This is a genomic window from Streptomyces sp. NPDC111520, from assembly GCF_055635295.1.
The window spans coordinates 149,102-167,330 of sequence record NZ_JBVKBW010000005.1 but is presented as its reverse complement, the minus strand read 5'-3'; the positions used below and the strand labels follow the sequence as shown (position 1 = coordinate 167,330).

The 18,229-nt window shown below is 73.5% G+C and carries 16 protein-coding genes and 1 pseudogene; 16 read left to right on the top strand and 1 reads right to left on the bottom strand.

Annotation, left to right across the window (positions count from 1 at the left end; genetic code table 11):
• Positions 1–45 precede the first annotated feature (45 nt).
• The 3 genes from ACZ7MY_RS13070 (at position 46) to ACZ7MY_RS13060 (ending at position 2,683) form a co-directional block, all read left to right on the top strand.
• Positions 46–1,239, top strand: coding sequence for a glycine C-acetyltransferase (locus ACZ7MY_RS13070; protein WP_499601472.1), 1,194 nt, complete (start codon positions 46–48; stop codon positions 1,237–1,239).
• A 4-nt stretch (positions 1,240–1,243) separates the two neighbouring features.
• The gene (locus tag ACZ7MY_RS13065) at positions 1,244–2,167 is read left to right on the top strand and encodes a LysR family transcriptional regulator (RefSeq protein ID WP_499601471.1); all 924 of its coding nucleotides are present in this window, start codon (positions 1,244–1,246) and stop codon (positions 2,165–2,167) included.
• An 84-nt stretch (positions 2,168–2,251) separates the two neighbouring features.
• The gene (locus ACZ7MY_RS13060) at positions 2,252–2,683 is read left to right on the top strand and encodes a guanyl-specific ribonuclease (protein ID WP_499601470.1); all 432 of its coding nucleotides are present in this window, start codon (positions 2,252–2,254) and stop codon (positions 2,681–2,683) included.
• Between the two features lie 68 nt (positions 2,684–2,751).
• Here ACZ7MY_RS13060 and ACZ7MY_RS13055 read toward each other — a convergent pair whose 3' ends face one another.
• Positions 2,752–3,573, bottom strand: coding sequence for an HAD family hydrolase (locus tag ACZ7MY_RS13055; protein ID WP_499601469.1), 822 nt, complete (start codon positions 3,571–3,573; stop codon positions 2,752–2,754).
• Positions 3,574–4,157: 584 nt separating this feature from the next.
• Between ACZ7MY_RS13055 and ACZ7MY_RS13050 the strand changes: the two genes are divergently transcribed.
• From ACZ7MY_RS13050 to aroA, 13 genes and pseudogenes are all read left to right on the top strand, one after another.
• Positions 4,158–5,450, top strand: a complete 1,293-nt coding sequence (locus tag ACZ7MY_RS13050; protein ID WP_499601467.1) for an ABC transporter substrate-binding protein — start codon at positions 4,158–4,160, stop codon at positions 5,448–5,450.
• A 2-nt stretch (positions 5,451–5,452) separates the two neighbouring features.
• Positions 5,453–6,349: a carbohydrate ABC transporter permease gene (locus tag ACZ7MY_RS13045; RefSeq protein ID WP_499601993.1), complete on the top strand. Its 897-nt coding sequence runs from the start codon at positions 5,453–5,455 to the stop codon at positions 6,347–6,349.
• Entirely contained in the window at positions 6,349–7,272 is a 924-nt protein-coding gene (locus tag ACZ7MY_RS13040) for a carbohydrate ABC transporter permease (RefSeq protein ID WP_499601466.1), read from the top strand. Before ACZ7MY_RS13045 ends, ACZ7MY_RS13040 begins: the two co-directional genes overlap by 1 nt.
• Positions 7,269–9,380 (top strand): alpha-galactosidase, encoded by a 2,112-nt coding sequence (locus tag ACZ7MY_RS13035; RefSeq protein ID WP_499601464.1) that lies wholly within the window; start codon positions 7,269–7,271, stop codon positions 9,378–9,380. The genes ACZ7MY_RS13040 and ACZ7MY_RS13035 overlap by 4 nt, the downstream gene beginning before the upstream one ends.
• Before the next feature lie 55 nt (positions 9,381–9,435).
• A complete protein-coding gene (locus ACZ7MY_RS13030; RefSeq protein ID WP_499601462.1) occupies positions 9,436–10,194 on the top strand; it encodes an SDR family NAD(P)-dependent oxidoreductase in 759 nt (252 codons plus the stop codon).
• A gap of 49 nt (positions 10,195–10,243) precedes the next feature.
• Entirely contained in the window at positions 10,244–11,005 is a 762-nt protein-coding gene (locus tag ACZ7MY_RS13025) for a FadR/GntR family transcriptional regulator (protein ID WP_499601460.1), read from the top strand.
• Positions 11,002–12,147: a galactonate dehydratase gene (dgoD, locus tag ACZ7MY_RS13020; protein ID WP_499601459.1), complete on the top strand. Its 1,146-nt coding sequence runs from the start codon at positions 11,002–11,004 to the stop codon at positions 12,145–12,147. The genes ACZ7MY_RS13025 and dgoD overlap by 4 nt, the downstream gene beginning before the upstream one ends.
• A complete protein-coding gene (locus tag ACZ7MY_RS13015) occupies positions 12,141–12,938 on the top strand; it encodes a hypothetical protein (protein ID WP_499601457.1) in 798 nt (265 codons plus the stop codon). The genes dgoD and ACZ7MY_RS13015 overlap by 7 nt, the downstream gene beginning before the upstream one ends.
• A 26-nt stretch (positions 12,939–12,964) precedes the next feature.
• Positions 12,965–13,600: a bifunctional 4-hydroxy-2-oxoglutarate aldolase/2-dehydro-3-deoxy-phosphogluconate aldolase gene (locus ACZ7MY_RS13010; RefSeq protein WP_499601456.1), complete on the top strand. Its 636-nt coding sequence runs from the start codon at positions 12,965–12,967 to the stop codon at positions 13,598–13,600.
• The gene (locus tag ACZ7MY_RS13005; RefSeq protein WP_499601454.1) at positions 13,597–14,490 is read left to right on the top strand and encodes an SMP-30/gluconolactonase/LRE family protein; all 894 of its coding nucleotides are present in this window, start codon (positions 13,597–13,599) and stop codon (positions 14,488–14,490) included. Before ACZ7MY_RS13010 ends, ACZ7MY_RS13005 begins: the two co-directional genes overlap by 4 nt.
• Positions 14,491–14,499: 9 nt before the next feature.
• Positions 14,500–15,477, top strand: coding sequence for a sugar kinase (locus ACZ7MY_RS13000; RefSeq protein WP_499601452.1), 978 nt, complete (start codon positions 14,500–14,502; stop codon positions 15,475–15,477).
• Positions 15,478–15,558: 81 nt separating this feature from the next.
• Positions 15,559–16,770 carry a cytochrome P450 family protein gene (locus ACZ7MY_RS12995; protein ID WP_499601450.1) on the top strand — a complete coding sequence of 404 codons (1,212 nt, stop codon included), beginning with the start codon at positions 15,559–15,561 and terminating at the stop codon, positions 16,768–16,770.
• A 57-nt stretch (positions 16,771–16,827) separates the two neighbouring features.
• Positions 16,828–18,063, top strand: a pseudogene (aroA, locus tag ACZ7MY_RS12990) (3-phosphoshikimate 1-carboxyvinyltransferase).
• Positions 18,064–18,229: the final 166 nt, after the last annotated feature.

Genomic DNA, 18,229 nt, shown 5'->3' with positions numbered 1-18,229 from the left:
GGCACGGCCCACCGCACCACCCGCAGCCTCCCAGGGAGAACCCCGATGTTCGACTCCGTCCGCGACGACCTGCGCGGCACCCTCGAAGAGATCCGCGAGGCCGGGCTCTTCAAGCCCGAGCGCGTGATCGGCAGCCCGCAGAGCGCCTCCGTCTCCGTCACCGGCGGCGGCGTCCCCGGCGACGTCCTCAACTTCTGCGCGAACAACTACCTCGGCCTCGCCGACCACCCCGAGGTCACCGCCGCCGCCAAGGAGGCCCTGGACCGCTGGGGCTACGGCATGGCGTCGGTCCGCTTCATCTGCGGCACCCAGGAGGTCCACAAGGAGCTCGAGGCCCGGCTGTCCGCCTTCCTCGGCACGGAGGACACGGTCCTCTACAGCTCCTGCTTCGACGCCAACGGCGGCGTCTTCGAGACCCTCCTCGACGAGAACGACGCGGTCATCTCCGACGCGCTCAACCACGCCAGCATCATCGACGGCATCCGGCTGTCCAAGGCCCGCCGCCTGCGCTACGCCAACCGCGACATGGCCGAGCTGGAGGCGCGCCTGAAGGAGGCGTCCGACGCCCGCCGGCGCCTCATCGTCACCGACGGCGTCTTCTCGATGGACGGCTACATCGCGCCGCTCGACGAGATCTGCGACCTCGCCGACCGCTACGACGCCATGGTGATGGTCGACGACTCCCACGCCGTCGGCTTCACCGGCCCCGGCGGCCGCGGCACCCACGCCCTGCACGGCGTGATGGACCGGGTCGACATCCTCACCGGCACCCTCGGCAAGGCCCTCGGCGGCGCCTCCGGCGGCTACGTCGCGGCCCGCGCGGAGATCGTCGCCCTGCTGCGCCAGCGCTCGCGCCCGTACCTGTTCTCCAACTCCCTCGCGCCGGTCATCGCCGCCGCCTCCCTCAAGGTCCTGGACCTGATCGAGGACTCCGAGGACCTGCGCACCCGCCTCGCCGAGAACACCGCGCTCTTCCGCTCCCGCATGACCGAGGCCGGCTTCGAGATCCTGCCCGGCGAGCACCCCATCGCCCCGGTCATGATCGGCGACGCCGCGAAGGCGGGCCGCATGGCGGAGCTGCTGCTGGAGCGCGGCGTCTACGTCATCGGCTTCTCCTACCCCGTCGTGCCGCACGGTAAGGCCCGCATCCGGGTCCAGCTGTCGGCCGCGCACTCCACCGCGGACGTCGAGAAGGCGGTGGACGCATTCATCGCCGCGCGCGATGCCCTGGCAGGATGAATGGGTGATTGACGCACGACGGCTGCGGACCCTGCGGGCCGTGGCGGACCACCGTACGGTGACCGCCGCGGCCGCGGCGCTGTACCTGACCCCCTCCGCGGTCTCCCAGCAGCTCGCGGCCCTGGAGCACGAGACCGGCCACCGGCTGCTGGAACGCGGCGGCCGCGGCGTCCAGCTCACCCCCGTCGGCGAGATCCTGCTCGCCCACGCCAACACGGTGCTGGCGCAGCTGGAACGCGCCGAGGCCGAACTGGCCGCCTACACCTCCGGCGCCGCCGGCGAGGTGACCGTGGCCTCCTTCGCGACCGGCATCGCCCTGGTGCTCGCGCCGGCCATCGCCGCGCTCGGCGGCACCGCCCCGGGCATCCGCGTCCGGGTCCGCGACGCCGAGGGCGACGAGTCGCTGCCCATGGTGCTCGACGGCCGCGCCGAGATCGCCGTCGCCGTCGAGTACCGAGGCGCCCCCCGGGCGGACGACCAGCGGCTCGCCCGCGTCCCGCTGTACGCCGAGCCCTTCGACGCCGTCCTTCCGGCCGGGCACCGCCTCGCGGACGGCGCGACCGGTTCCGTCCGCGTCGCCGACCTCGCCGACGAGACGTGGATCGGCCCCTACCCCGGCAACCCCTGCCACGACGTGGTCGTCCTCGCCTGCGAGTACGCCGGTTTCCAGCCCCGCCTGGAGCACTCCTCCGACGACTTCCGCGCGGTCGTCGCCCTCGCGGCGGCGGGCGCGGGCGTGGCCCTCGTACCGCGCAGCGCGTTGCGCGACATGGACCTGTCCGGCGTCGCCGTCCGCCCCGTCGACGACGTGGTCGCCACCCGCCGCGTCTTCGCCGCCGTCCGCCGCGGCGCCGAGGAACACCCCCTGCTGCGTCCGGTCCTGGACGCCCTGCGCGAGGCGGCGGAGGGATCGGGCGGCACGGACTGACCCGGACCGGAAGGTGTGAACTCCCGGGGAACATCCCGTGATTGTCGTTGACATGACAGGCTCTACGCGCGTCATCCTGGAGCCATGAGAATCCCCCCACGGATCCTTCGCATCGGCGCCCTGGGCGCCCTCGCCTCGGCCCTTCTCGTCGGCGGCCCCGCCGTCGCCACCGCCGCGCCGGCGCCCGCCACCGCGGCCACGGTCTCCGTACCGGTCGCTTCGGCGGCCTCGGCCGGTGACATCTGCTACTCCGACCTGCCGTCGCAGGCCTACACCACGCTCCGGCTGATCGACCAGGGCGGCCCGTTCCCGTACCCCCAGGACGGGACGGTCTTCCAGAACCGCGAGGGCGTGCTGCCCGCCCACGCGAACGGCTACTACCACGAGTACACGGTCAAGACCCCCGGCTCCTCGACCCGCGGCGCACGACGGATCGTCACCGGCCAGGGCGCCGACGAGGACTACTACACCGCCGACCACTACGTGACGTTCGACCTGATCGACTACGGCTGCTGACGCGGCCCGCTCCACCGCCCTCGGGGCGGCGCCCGGCAGGTCCCACCGGGCGCCGCCCCTTCGGCGTGTCAGGGGGCGCCCGCCCGCGTCCCGAAGAGGCGCTCCAGGACGCGGGCCACACCGTCGTCCTCGTTGGATGCCGTGCGGTGGGGGACCGCGGCCAGCACGGACGGGTGGGCGTTGGCGACGGCGTAGGCGGTGCCCGCCCAGGTCAGGACGGGCAGGTCGTTGGGCATGTCGCCAAAGGCGACGACCTCTTCGGCGAGGATGCCCCGGGTCGCGCACAGGGCCGCCAGCGCGGCGGCCTTGGTGACGCCGCGGGCGCTGACCTCCAGCAGGCCGCGGCCGCCGGAGTGGGTGAACTGGGCCGCGCCGTCCGCGGCGCGCTGCGCCACGGCGAGCAACGCGTCCGCGTCGAGCGCGGGTGACCAGGCGAGCAGCTTCACGACGGGGCCCGGCACTGTCCACAGTTCGTCGAGCGAGCGCACGGGGAGCTCGGCGTGCGCGTCCTCCGGCAGGTGGTGGCCGTACCCCGGCGCCCAGTGCAGAAAGTGGCCCGTCTCCACGGCGAAGCCGACGCCGGGTGCCGCCTCCCGCAGGGCGGCGGCCACCCGGAGCGCGACGGGGACGGGGAGCGGGCTGGAGTCCGTGACGGTGCGGCTGCCGACGTCGTACACGATCGCGCCGTTGGAGCACACCGCGGTCCCGCTCAGGCCGGTGGCCGCGGCGAGCGCGTCGAGGTAGCGGTGCGGCCGGGCGGTCACGAGGACGACCTCCGCGCCCGCGCCGGCCGTGGCACGCAGGGCGTCCAGCGTGCGGGCGGAGAGGGCGCCGTCGTCGCGCAGGAGCGTGCCGTCGAGATCGGTGGCGACCAGTCGGGGGCGGTGCATCGCCGCAAGCCTACGGAACCCGGCGGAAGCCTGTGGCGTGCGATGCGGTGATGCGGTCAGGTCACCAGAAGATCGCGTTTTTAAGTTAATTAGCAATTAATATTGACACGCTTCCGGGGTGCGGCCACAGTTTCCGCCGTGGCACCGACGCCCGGCACGACCGGAGCGGGGTGTCCCGTACCCCCAACTCCCGGGAGAACCCATTGGCTTCGCATCGCGCGGACGCGGCCGGCCGGGGCGCGTCGCGGCACGGCGAAAGCGGTGCGTTCGCGACCTTCCGCGAGTGGGGCGGACGGGGCCACCAGGCCGCGCTCTGAGTCCGGCGCGACCCTCGCGCCGCCTCTCGCAACACCCCCCGCTCCACCCTGCTTCACCCCGTTCCACCTGCGTCAACCGGTGCCGTCCGGCACCAACAGGCGTGCCTCCGGGCCGTGTTCGACCCGGGGTGCGACGTCCGGAAAATAAATTAGTAATTAATCTTGACGGGACGCTGACCCCTGCGACAGGCTGTGTGCCTGCCGCACCCAGAGCCGGGCCGTCAGGGGGCCTCAGCTCCGTTCCGTGGGCACTAAGGGAGTGCACAGATGACCGCCTTCAACGCCAGCCGCCGCCGGTTCCTCGCCGTCTCCGGCGCCGTCGGCGCCGGCGCGCTGCTCAGCAGCTGCGTCACCCAGAGCCCGTCCGCCTCCGGAGGAAAGTCCGGCGGCCCGGTGACCCTGCAGTCCAACCTCTCCTCCCCGCAGGCGAAGACCTCGATGCAGCAGCTCGTGGCCGCCTTCAACAAGCGCGGCGGCGCCGAGGCCGAGCTCAACACCGTCGCGTCGGAGACCTTCCGCACGCAGCTGCCGACGTACCTCACCTCGGCCAACCCGCCGGACATCTACACCTGGTACCCGGGCTCCGTCGCCGAGTCGTACGCCAAGAAGGACCTGCTGCTCGACCTGGACGACATCTGGGGCAAGCCCGAGCTGTCCGGCTACACCGACGCCCTGAAGAACCTGTGCACCTCGGCCTCCAGCGGCAAGAAGGTCTTCGTGCCCACCAGCTACTACTGGTGGGGCATGTTCTACCGGAAGTCCAACTTCGCCAAGTGGGGCGTCCAGGAGCCGAAGAACTGGGACGAGTTCCTCGACCTGTGCGACAAGCTCAAGAGCAAGGGCGTCGCCCCGATCGGCCTCGGCGCCGGCGGCGACACCCCGTGGGTCGCCTCCGCCTGGTTCGACTACCTCAACATCCGCGTCAACGGCGCGACGTACCACCGCGAGCTGCTGGCGGGCAAGCACCGGTTCGACGACCCCGAGGTCCGCAAGGTCTTCGACACCTGGGACCAGGCCCGGCCGTTCTTCGACCCCAACGGCACGGCGATACCCTTCCAGGACGCCACCACCGCCCTCCTGCAGGGCCGCACCGGCATGATGCTGATCGGCACCTTCTTCGCCGACGCCGCGCCGAAGGACGCCCTGGGCGACCTGGACTTCTTCCAGTTCCCGATCATCGACCCCAAGGTGCCGGTCGCCGAGGAGGCGCCCACCGACGGGTACTTCGCCAGCGCCCGCAGCAAGCGCACCGACGGCGTCAAGGAGCTGCTGAGCTACCTCGCCACCGCCGAGGCGCAGGAGCTCTACCTCAAGAACTCCTCGGGCACCGCGCTGCCCACCCACCCGGATGCCAAGGACGCCGGCACCCCGCTGGTGGTCAAGGGCCGCAAGCTCATCGAGAGCGCCGCCGAGGTGACGCAGTTCTTCAACCGCGACTCCAGCGACGCCCTCCAGCCGACCGCCGACACCGCGCTGGTGCACTACCTGGCCAAGCCCAAGGAGATCGGCTCCATCCTCACCACGTGGCAGCGCAGCGCACAGAAGATCTGGAGCCAGTGACGATGGCGCTGCTCGGTTCCACACGTCGGTCCAGGGCCACCCGGGTGCCCCCGGTGGTCCTGGCCTTCGTCCTCGTCCCGCTGCTCGCCGAGGCGTTCTGGGTCTTCTGGCCGGCCATCCAGGGGTTCTACCTCTCCCTGACCTCCTGGGACGGGCTGGCCGCCCCGAAGTTCGTCGGTCTCGACAACTTCAGCGAGATGGTGCACGACCCGGTCTTCCGCACCGCCGCCGTCAACACGGTGCTGTGGCTGCTGCTCTTCGGCGGGCTCTCCGCCGCCCTGGGACTCGGTGCCGCGCTGCTGCTCCAGCAGGAGCGGCGCGGCGTCGGGTTCTACCGGGCGGCGCTCTTCCTGCCGGTGGTCTTCTCGCTGGTCGCCACCGCGCTGGTGTGGCAGGCCATGTACCAGCCGGACGGCCTGATCAACAACGTGCTGGAGGGCGTCGGCCTCGGCAGCTTGAAGCACGCCTGGCTCGCCGACCAGGACACCGCCTTCTACGCGGTGATCGTGCCCGCGCTCTGGCGCCAGGTCGGCTACGTGATGGTGCTGTACCTGGCCGGCCTCAAGGGCATCGACCCCGTCCTGTACGAGGCGGCCAAGGTCGACGGCGCCACCCGCTGGCAGCAGTTCCGGCACATCACGCTGCCCCAGCTGCGCAGCGTCAACGCGGTCGTCCTGTCGGTGATCATCATCGACTCGCTGCGCTCGTTCGACGTGGTGTGGGCGCTCACCCGCGGCGGCCCGTACCACTCCTCCGAACTGCTGAGCACCTACATGTACTCCACCGCGTTCCAGTCCCTGCGCCTGGGATACGGCTCCGCGCTCGCCGTCGTCATCTTCGTGCTGGCCTTCGGCGTCATCGCGAGCTACCTCGTGCGCGCCTTCCGGGAGGCCGACTGATGACCGCCACCCACGCCACCGCACGGGTCGAGGACCCCGCCGGCCGCGACGGCAAGGCCACCGAGGCCCCGGCCGCGGCGCCCCGCCGGCCGCTCCTGAGCGGCCGCGCCCTGCGCACCACCGGCTTCCACTTCACCGCGGTCCTGCTGTCCGCGCTGTGGCTGCTGCCGATCGTCCTCGTCCTGGTCACCAGCACGCGGACCTTCGACGACATCGCCGCGCACGGCGTCGGCAGCTGGCCGCACTCCTTCACCTTCGACAGCTTCCGCCAGGCGTGGGTGGACGGCGGCCAGCAGCGCGCCCTCATCAACAGCCTGCTGGTCACGATCCCCACCGTGCTGCTGTCGCTGGGCCTGGCCTCCATGGCCGCCTTCGCGATCAGCCGCTACGACCTGCCCTTCCGGCGCGTCCTGCTGCTGCTCATGCTCGGCGGCAACCTGCTGCCCCCGCAGATCCTGCTGATCCCGGTCTCCAAGCTCAGCGAAGTGCTCGGCATCTACGACCAGCTCTACGCCCTGATCGGGGTGCAGGTCGGCTTCGGCGTCGGCTTCTACGTCTTCGTGCTGCACGGGTTCATGCGGTCGATCCCCAGCGAGATCCAGCAGGCGGCCGTCATCGACGGCGCGGGCCCCTGGCAGATCTACTGGCGGATCATCCTGCCGCTGGCCCGCCCCGCGCTGGCCGCGCTGAGCGCCCTGTCGTTCACCTGGATCTTCAACGACCTGCTGTGGGCCATCACGGTGCTGCGTACCGACAGCCAGATGCCCATCACCGCGTCGCTCATCGGGCTGCAGGGCCAGTACGTCTCGATGTGGAACGTCATCGCGGCCGGTTCGGTGATCGCCGCCGCCCCGACGGTGGCCGTCTTCCTCAGCTTCCAGCGCCACTTCGTGGCCGGACTCAACCTCGGAGCCGTCAAGTGACCGCGCACGACCGGTGGCTGCTGCGCACCGACACCACCACCTACGCCGTCACCCTGGGCGGCGACGGCCGCTGGGCCGAACTCGCCGCCTGGGGGCCGCACGGCGCCGAGGACGGGCCCTCGCCCCTGGACTGGTCGCGCCGCACCCACTTCATCACCCCCGCCGACGCCACCCCGGCCGAGTACATCCCGTACGGGCTGCGGCCGTTCACCGGCGCCGACCTGATCGCCTCCCGCCCCGGCGGCGACCGCGGCAGCTGGTGGCGGTTCGACGGCGCCACGCAGGACGGCGACTGGGCCCTGCGCCTGGCCTTCGCCGACGACCTCCTCGGACTGCGCACCACGCTGCACTACGAGACGGTGCCGGGCACCGACGTCGTCCTGCGCTGGACGGAACTCACCTGCACCGGCGAGGACGAGGTGCGGCTCGAGCGCTTCGACTCCGCCGCCGTCAACGTGCCCGTCCAGGGCGGCGCGCGGCTGACGTACCTGGCCGGCCAGTGGTCCCAGGAGTTCCAGCTGAAGGACGTCACGCTGGAGCGCGGGCGCTTCGAGATGGAGAGCACCCAGGGCTCCGCCGGGCACGCCTACCACCCGTGGCTCGCCGTCCAGGACGCCGCCGCCCCCGCCGAGGGCGCCACCCCCACCTACGGCATCGCCCTGGAGTGGTCCGGCAACTGGCGGATCACCGCGGACGCCGAGCCCGGCGGCGCGGTACGCGTCCGCGCCGGACGCGTACCCCACGAGGGGGCCGTCCGCCTCGCCCCCGGCGAGACCCTCGTGACGCCCCGGCTGGCCTGCGCCTTCAGCGCCGGCGGCCTCGACGGCCTGGCCCGCGTCTGGCACCGCTACGAGCGGCACCTGACCGGCGGGCGTATGGACCGGCCCCGCAAGGTCCTCTACAACTCGTGGGAGGCCACCGGCTTCGACGTCGACGCGGGGAACCAGCTGGAGCTGGCCAAGGTCGCCGCCGAGCTCGGCGCCGAGCTCTTCGTCGTCGACGACGGCTGGTTCACCGGACGGCCCGACGACACCGGCGGCCTCGGCGACTGGGACCCGGACCCGGCCGAATTCCCCGGCGGCTTCGACCGCTTCGTCGAGGACGTCCGCGCCCTCGGCCTGGACTTCGGCCTGTGGGTCGAGCCCGAGGGCATCAGCCCCCGCTCCAGGCTCTACGCCGAGCACCCCGAGTGGGTGTACCGGATCGACGGCCGCCCGGCGACGCTCGTGCGCAACCAGCTGCTGCTCGACCTCGGCCGCGAGGACGTCCAGGAATTCGTCATCGGCACCCTCGACCGGTTGCTGAACTCACACGCCATCAGCTATCTCAAGTGGGACATGAACCGTCCGCCCACCGAGCGCGGCCGCCCCGGCCACCCGGCGGGCGCGGACCCCGAGCGCCAGGACCTCGACGCCGCGCACATCGCCGGCTACCTCCGCGTCCTGGACCACCTGCGCGCCGCGCACCCGCACGTCACCGTCGAGGGCTGCGCGGGCGGCGGCGGACGTGTCGAGCACGCCACCATCGCGCGCACCGACGTGGTGTGGCCCAGCGACAACACCGCGCCCATGGACCGGCTGCGCATCCAGTACGGCTACCTCCACGCGCACGCCCCGCACACCATGAGCTCCTGGGTCACCGACGCCCCCGGCGTCTTCGACCCGCGGCCGCGCTCGCTCGCCTTCCGCTTCGTCAACTCCGCCGCCGGCGTACTCGGCATCGGCGCCGACATCCGGCACTGGACGCCCGAGCAGCGGGCCGAGGCCGCGCGGTGGATCGCCCGCTACAAGGAGGTCCGCGACGTCGTCCACCACGGGGAGGTCCACCTGCTGGGCAGCCCCGCAGACCCGACCTGCGGCGTCCAGTACGAGGAACCGGGCGGTGACCGCCTGGTGGTGACGGCCTGGAACACCGGCCTCCTCGACGGCGCGCCCCTGGTGCCCGGCCGGGCCGCCCGGCTCCGGCTGCGCGGCCTCATCCCCGACGCCGTCTACGCCGACACCGCCACCGGCACCCGCTACAGCGGCGCGTACCTGATCCACTCGGGACTGCCGTTCGCCTGGACCGCCGAGTACGACGCGGAGTTGACCGTCCTGGCCCGGCAGTGACGACAGCGGAAGAATCTGCACCCAGCTGACCCACCGACAGGAGACGACCCACCCCATGAACCCAACGGCCCGCTTCACCAACCGCGTCGCCGTCGTCACCGGCGCCGCGTCGGGCATCGGCGCGGCGAGCGCGGCACGCCTCGCCGCCGAGGGCGCGGCCGTCGTCCTCGTCGACATCGCCGCCGACCGGGGCGAGGAGACCGCCGAACGGCTGCGCAAGGACGGGGCCCGGGCCCTGTTCGTCGCCGCCGACGTCTCGGACGAGGACGACTGGCAGCGGGTGGTCACGGCCGCCCACGGCTTCGGGCCCGTGGGCGTCCTGGTCAGCAACGCGTACACGGTGACGGTCGCGCCGGCCCACGAGACCAGCCTCGCCTCCTGGGAGCGGCAGCTGTCGGTGAACCTCACCGGCGCCTTCCTCGGCGTGAAGGCGACGCTGCCCGACCTGCGCGAGCACGGGGGGGCCGTGGTGCTCGTCTCCTCGGTCCACGCCCACCGGGGCATCCCCGGCCACCCGGCGTACGCGGCCGCCAAGGGCGCCCTGCTGTCGCTGTGCGGTCAACTCGCCGTCGAGTACGGTCCGGACGTCCGCGTCAACGCGGTGCTGCCGGGGCCGATCCTGACCGCCGCCTGGGACCGCGTCCCGGAGTCCGACCGCGCCGCGAGCGTGGCCGAGACCGCGGCGCGCCGGTTCGGCACCCCCGAGGAGGTCGCCGCCGCCGTCGCCTTCCTCGCCGCCGACGAAGCCTCGTACATCACCGGATCGAGCCTGCTCGTGGACGGCGGCTGGAGCGTCACCAAGGCCTCGGCCTGACGGAACCGAACGCACCGGCCACCGACCGAACAGCAAGAAAGGCAAACACATGACGCCATACGCGCGCCGCGGAGTGCACGGCCAGACCGTGGAGACCCTCGCCCGCCGAGTGCTCAGCGGCGAGATCCCCGAGGGAGCGACGCTCGACATGGCGGCCCTGCAGAGCGAGCTGGACGTCAGCCTGACGGCCCTGCGCGAATCGCTGAAGGTGCTCGCGGCCAAGGGCATGGTCGACGCCCGGCAGAAGCGCGGCACCTTCGTCCGGCCCCGCTCGGACTGGAACCTGCTCGACGCCGACGTGCTGCGCTGGCAGTTCTCCGAGGGCAGCGACACCGGCGCCGACCTGGCACTGCTGCGCAACCTCGGCGAGGTCCGCGGCATCATCGAACCCGCCGCCGTGCGGCTGGCCGCCGCCCGCCGCACCGACGCCGACCTGGAGGAGCTGGAGGCGGCGCTGACCGCCATGGGCGAGGAGGGCGGCGCCAACCACGCCGTCGAAGCCGACCTCGCCTTCCACCGGGCGCTGCTCGCGGCCACCCACAACGAACTGCTGGAACGCATGGAGATGGTCATCGAGTCGGGCCTGGCCCAACGAGACCAACTCGTGCACAGCGCCCCGCACAGCGAGGACCCGGTGCCCAGCCACCGCGCCGTCCTCGACGCCGTACGCGACCGGGACCCGGACGCGGCGGAACACGCCATGCGCGCCCTGCTCGACCAGGCGACGCGTGACCTCGACAAGGTGAGCGGCCCGCAGGCGCCCGAGGGCGCGGACGGCTCCGACGAACAGAAGGACGGCCAGGCACAGTGAAGATCGCGCGCGTCGAGACCTTCCTCGTCCCGCCCCGCTGGCTGTTCTGCCGCATCGAGACCGACGACGGCGTCGTCGGCTGGGGCGAGCCGGTGGTGGAGGGCCGCGCCGAAGTGGTGCGGACCGCCGTGGAGGTGCTCGCCGAACACCTGGTGGGGCAGGACCCCCTGCGGATCCAGGACCACTGGCAGGTGCTCAGCAAGGGCGGCTTCTACCGGGGCGGCCCCGTGCTCTCCAGCGCCGTGGCCGGCATCGACCAGGCCCTGTGGGACATCGCGGGCAAGGCCCTCGGAGTACCGGTGCACACCCTGCTCGGCGGCCCCGTCCGCGACTCGGTCCGGGTGTACGCCTGGGTCGGCGGCGACGAGCCGGACCGGCTCAAGGAGGAGATCACCGCCCAGGTGGAGGCGGGCTTCACGGCCGTCAAGATGAACGCCGCCGGGCGGACCCCGCCGCTCGGCAGCCCCGCCGAGACGGCCGCCGTCGTGGAACGCGTCACGGCCGCCCGCGAGGCGCTCGGCCCGCACCGGGACGTCGCCGTCGACTTCCACGGACGGTTCACCGCCGCCAACGCGCGCCGCGTGCTGCACGAGATAGCCCCGCTGCACCCGCTGTTCGTCGAGGAACCCGTCCTGCCCGAGCAGGCGCACCTGCTGCCGGGCCTGGTCGCGGCCTCCTCCGTGCCGCTCGCCACCGGTGAACGACTCTACGGGCGGGCCGACTTCCTGCCGGCCCTGACCGCGGGCATCGCCGTGGCCCAGCCGGACCTGTCGCACGCCGGCGGGATATCGGAGGTCACCCGGATCGCCTCGCTCGCCGAGACGTTCGGCGCGCACCTGGCGCCGCACTGCCCCCTGGGACCGATCGCGCTGGCCGCGAGCCTGCAGGTCGCCTTCGCCACCCCGAACTTCCTGATCCAGGAGCAGAGCCGGGGCATCCACTACAACAAGGACGCCGACCTGCTGTCCTACCTGGTCGACACCGAGCCCTTCCGGTTCGTCGACGGCCAGGCCCGCCGCACCGAACTGCCCGGGCTCGGCGTCGCGATCGACGAGGACGCGGTCCGCGCCGCGGACCGGTCCGGCCACGCCTGGCGCAACCCGGTGTGGCGCCACGCCGACGGCTCCTTCGCCGAATGGTGACCGGCGACCGGCTCCCCGTCTCGGTGGTCACCGACCCGGAGCACGGCGGCCGCTGGACCTCGCTGACGGCGGGCGGCCGCGAATGGCTCTGGCACCGCGCCGAGCCCCGGCGGCCCCTGGTCCGGCCCGGCGACCCCTTCGCCGACGCCGGCGGCCTGGAGGAGTGCGTGCCCACCGTGCGCGGCCTGCCCGACCACGGGGACGCCTGGTCGCGGCCCTGGCGCCGGGAGCCGGCCGCGGACGTCGTGGACTGCCCCGACTTCCGGCTGACCCGGCGTCTGAGCACGGAGGCGGGCGCCGCCGTCGCCGACTACAGGCTCACCGCCGAGCCCGGCTACCGCTTCGTGTGGGCGGCCCACGCCCTGCTGGAGCTCTCCCCGGACGCGCGCATCGGCATCGACGCGGGCACCGAGACCCGGCTCTACTCCGACGAGGGCCCGGGCTGGGTCACCGGCGCCTGGCCGCACGTCGAGGGCATCCCCCTCGACCGGCTCGGCCCTGACGACGGCACGGCCGTCGGCGCGGTCGTCCTCACCCCGGGGGTGACCGTGCACGACGGCCCCGACGCGCTGCACCTGGTCGTCGAGGCCGGGGGCAGTCCCGTCGCGATCGCCCTGTGGCGCAACCTCGGCGGCTTCCCCCAGGACGCGCCGTACCGGTCGATCGGCGTCGAGCCGATGCTCGGCCGGGTCTTCGACCGCACCGGTGCGGACGACGGCGACACGGTCGTCGTCCCGCCCTCCGGCGAGGTCGCCTGGCGGCTCACGGTCACCGCGACCCGCCGCCCCTGAACACCCATCACCAGAAGGGATGTCGGATGGACCTGCTCGCCGCGCTGCGTGCCCACCGGCTGCTCGCCATCGTCCGCGGCAGCGACCCGGACGCCGCGCTGACCACCGTGCTCACCCTCGTCGAGGAGGGGATCAGCCTCATCGAGGTGTCCCTCAGCGGACGTGACGCGCTCGACGTCATCGCCCGGGCGCGCACCGCACTCGGCCCGGACGCGACCCTCGGGGCCGGAACCGTGCTCGGCGCCGACGACGCACGGGCCGCCCACAAGGCCGGTGCCACCTTCCTCGTCACCCCCGCGGTCAGCGACGGCATCTCCACCGGACGGGAACTCGGACTCCCGGTGCTCGCCGGGGTGATGACCCCCACCGACATCCTCCAGGCGCTGCGGCTCGGCGCCGACGCGCTCAAGCTCTTCCCGGCGGGCAGCGCGGGCGGCCCCGGCTACCTCCGGGACCTGCGCGGGCCCTTCCCCGACCTGCCCTTCGTGCCCGTCGGGGGCGTGGACGCGCAGGCCGCCGCGGCATACCTGGACGGCGGCGCCGTCGCCGTCGGCGTCGGATCGCCCCTGATCGGCGACGCCGCCGAGGGCGGCAGTGTCACCGCCCTGCGCGAACGCGCCCGCACCTTCCTGGACGTCGTCCGTGCGGAGGCCCGCCCGTGACCGCCACCGTGCCACCTCCGGCCGTCCTGGGCAGCGACCGCCTCGAACTCGGTGAGGGCATCCGCTGGACGGACGGTCGCGCCGTGCTCACCGACATCCTCAGCGGGCGGCTGCTGGCCGCTTCCGAAGACCCCGATGCGCCCCACACCCTGCTCGCCCAACTCCCCTGCCCGCTGGGCGCGGTGGCGCCGGTCGAGGGGCGGCCCGGCCACTGGGTCGCGGCAGCGGGCACCGGCATCTGCCGCATCGACCCCGCGGGCCGGATCGAATGGCTCGCCCGCCCCGAGGACGACGCCCCGGTGCCGATGCGGATGAACGACGGCGTCGCCGACCCGCACGGCCGCTTCTGGGCGGGCAGCATGGCCTACGACACCACCGAGGACGCCGGCTCGCTCTACCGCCTGGACCCCGACGGCCGCGTGACCCGCGTGCTGCGGGACATCACGATCCCCAACGGCCCGGCCTTCACCGCCGACGGCACCGTCATGTACCTCGCCGACAGCGCCCGGGGCGTCATCCGGCGCTATCCGGTCGACCCCGACGGCGGCGACCCCGGCACGCCCGACACCTTCGTCACGCTCGCCGACGGCAGCCCCGACGGCATGACCACCGACAGCGAGGGCGGGCTGTGGACCGCCGTCTGGGGCACCGGCCAGGTCCACCGCTACCTCCCGGACGGCAGCCTCGACCGGATCGTCGACCTGCCCGCAGGACAGCCCGCCGGGCTCTGCCTCGGCGGCCCCGACGGCCGGACCCTGCTCGTCACCAGCGCGCACATCGGCCTGGAGGCCCCGGGGCCGCTGGACGGCGCCGTCTTCGCCGTCCGGGTCGACGTGCCCGGCACACCGGCCGCCCCGTACCGTCCGGCGGACCGCGCCGACACCCCCTAGGAAGTCACCATGAGCACCCCCCGGCCGCTGCGACCCGGACCCGTGGTCTGCGTCGGCGAGACCATGGCCGCCCTCGCCCCCGACCCGCTCGGGCCGCTGGACGCAGCGGACCTGCTGCGCGTCGACGTCGCGGGCGCCGAGTCCAACGTCGCGCTCTACCTCGCCGACCACGGCATCCCCGCCCGATGGGTCTCGGCGGTCGGCGACGACCCCTTCGGCCGGCGGGTCCGCGCCCGGATCGCCGCAGGCGGCGTCGATGTCTCCGGGGTGCGCACCGACCCCGCGCGGCCCACCGGGCTCCTGCTCAAGGACCCGGGCGCGCACGGCACCCGCGTCCACTACCACCGTGCGGGGTCCGCCGCCTCTGCGCTCACCCCGGACGTCCTCGACGACCCGGCACTGACCGGGGCCGCGCTCGTCCACCTCAGCGGCATCACCCCCGCCCTGTCGCCCGGCTGCCACGCCCTCGTCGAACGGGCGCTGCGCCCCGACCGCCCGTGGCCCGTCAGCTTCGACGTCAACCACCGCCCCGCGCTGTGGACCGGCCGTTCCGCCGCCGACGTCCTGCGACCGCTCGCCGACCGGGCCGACATCGTCCTCGTCGGCCTCGACGAGGCCCAGGCCCTGTGGGGCGAGGGCATCACCGACGCCCGCTCGGTCCGCGAACTGCTGCCCGGGCCCGGCATCCTCGTCGTCAAGGACGGCTCCCGCGCCGCCACGGCCTTCACCGGGAGCGACGTCCACAGCGTGCCCGCCCTCACCGTCCGGGTGGCGGAGCCGGTCGGCGCCGGGGACGCCTTCGCCGCCGGCTTCCTCAGCGGCCTGCTGCGGGACCTGCCCGTGGAGCGCGCCCTGCGGCTCGGTCACCTGACCGCGGCCTCGGCCCTGCGCGTCGCCGCCGACCACGGGCCGCTCCCGGACCCCGCCGTCCTCGCCGCGCTCCTGGAGGCGGACGGGCAGACCTGGCGGGCCGCCACGATCGGCTGAATCCTTCGGATGAGACCGTCCGGGGTGTCTCGTCCCGCAGGGTGACGTGTCGCGACGGACCCCCGGGTTACCGTGCGGTACATGGACACGGTCGATCTCACGGTCTACGGCGAGGAGTTCACCGCCGATCCCTATCCCGTCTACGCCAGGCTCCGCGAGAAGGGGCCCGTGCACCGCGTGCGTACCGCCGACGTCGGGGAGCTGTGGCTGATCGTCGGCCACGACCAGGCCCGGGCCGCGCTCGCCGACACCCGGTTCGCCAAGGACTCCCGCGCACTGGGCTGGACCTCCTACGACGAGGAACTCCTCGGCCGCCACATGCTCGTCTCCGACCCGCCCGAGCACACCCGGCTGCGCAAGCTGGTGGCCCGCGAGTTCACCGGCCGCCGGGTCGAGGAGCTGACGCCGCGGGTGGAGGAGATCACCGCAGCCCTGCTCGACACGATGCTGGCCCGCCCGGACGGCACCGCCGACCTCGTCGAGGCGCTCGCCTACCCGCTGCCGATCACGGTCATCTGCGAGCTCCTCGGGGTGCCCGACCTGGACCGGGCGGCCTTCCGTGCCTGGTCGAACGAGGTCGTCGCACCGACCGGCCCCGAGGCCGAGCGCAGGGCCTTCGAGGAACTCGCGGCCTACCTCCACGAACTCATCGAGGACAAGCGCTGCGCGCCCGGCGACGACCTGATGAGCGCCCTCATCCGCACCACCTCCGAGGACGGCGACCGGCTCTCGCGCCCCGAGCTCAGCGGCATGGCCTTCCTGCTGCTGATCGCCGGACACGAGACCACGGTCAACCTGATCTCCAACGGTGTCCGCGCACTGCTCACCCATCCGGACCAACTGGCGCTGCTGCGTGCCGACATGGGCCTCATCGACGGCGCCGTGGAGGAGATGCTCCGCTACGACGGCCCCGTCGAGACCGCCACCTTCCGCTTCACGACGGAACCGGTCGACGTCGCGGGCACCGTCATCCCGGCCCGCGAACCCGTCCTCGTCGCACTGGCCTCCGCCGACCGCGACCCCGGCCGCTTCGCCGAGGCGGACCGCTTCGACATCTGCCGTGACAGCCGGGGGCACGTCGCCTTCGGGCACGGTCTGCACTACTGCCTCGGCGCCCCGCTCGCCCGGCTCGAAGGTCGCATCGCCGTCCGCGCGCTCCTGGAGCGCTGCCCCGACCTCGCCCTCGACGCCGATCCGGCGAAGCTGGACTGGCTCCCCGGCATGCTCATGCGCGGTGTGCGCCGCCTCCCCGTGCGCTTCACGCCCGCAGGGCCCGGCACGCCCGCCGCCTAGAATGGGCCTGCCCCTCACCAGGGCGTCCCCGCACGTCAGGCAACACAGGAGAGCACCGTGACCGTCGTCGCCGTCCCCGGATCGAAGTCCGTCACCGCCCGGGCGCTGTTCCTGGCGGCGGCGGCCGAGGGGACGACGACACTGCGGCGGCCGCTGCTCTCCGACGACACCGACGGCTTCGCCGAAGGACTCGTCCGGCTCGGCTACCGCGTGGACCGCGGCCCGCAGGAGTGGCGCGTCGAAGGACGCCCCGCCGGCCCCGCGCTCCCCGAGGCCGACGTCCACTGCCGCGACGCCGCCACCGCCGCCCGCTTCCTCCCGGCCCTCGCCGCGGCCGGGCACGGCACCTACCGCTTCGACGCCTCCGCCCAGATGCGCCGGCGTCCCCTCGCCCCGCTGACCACCGCACTGCGGACGCTCGGTGTCGACCTGCGCCACTAGGAGGCGGAGGGCCACCTGCCGCTGACCGTCACCGCCGACGGCATCTCGGGCGGCGCGCTCGACCTCGACGCGAGCCTTTCCTCGCAGTTCCTCACGGCGCTGCTCCTCGCCGGCCCCCTCATGCGCGACGGACTGCGCGTCAACGTCACGGGACTGGTCTCCGTCCCCTACGTCGAGATCACCATCGCCATGATGCGCTCCTTCGGCGTCGAGGTCGGCCGCGAGGGCGACGTGCTCGTCGTCCCGCCCGGCGGTTACCGCGCCGCCGACTACACCGTCGAGCCCGACGCCTCCACCGCCGGCTACTTCTTCGCCGCCGCCGCCCTGACCGGCCGCGAGGTCACCGTGCCCGGCCTGGGCACCGGCGCGCTCCAGGGCGACCTCGCCTTCGTCGACGTACTGCGCCGCATGGGCGCGCGCGTCGAGACCGGCACGGACGCCACCACCGTCGCCGGCACCGGCACGCTGCGCGGGATCACCACCACGATGCGGGACATCTCCGACACGATGCCGACGCTCGCGGCGATCGCGCCCTTCGCCGACGGCCCGGTGCGCATCGAGGACGTCTACAACACGCGGGTGAAGGAGTGCGACCGCCTCGAGGCCTGCGCGGCCAACCTGCGCCGCCAGGGCATCCGGGTGGAGACCGGCCGCGACTGGATCGAGATCCACCCCGGCACCCCCGCCCCGGTCGAGGTCGCCTGCCACGGCGACCACCGCATCGCGATGAGTTTCGCCGTCGCCGCACTCCGCACGGAGGGTGTCACCTTCGACGAGCCGGGCTGCGTGAAGAAGACCTTCCCCGAGTTCCACGAGGTGTTCGGCGAGCTGCGCGAGGAGTGGGGCCTGTAGGGCCGGGGCCGGAGCGTACCGCCCCGCCGTGCCGACGATCTTCGTGTCCATGCCGTTCGTGTCCCTTCCCCCGGTGGTGGCCGTCGTGCCGTGAAGGCCCCGACGGCCGTGCTGCCTCGACGTCCCTTCGACCGGGGAAACCGCCACCGTCGCCGATCGCGTTGCA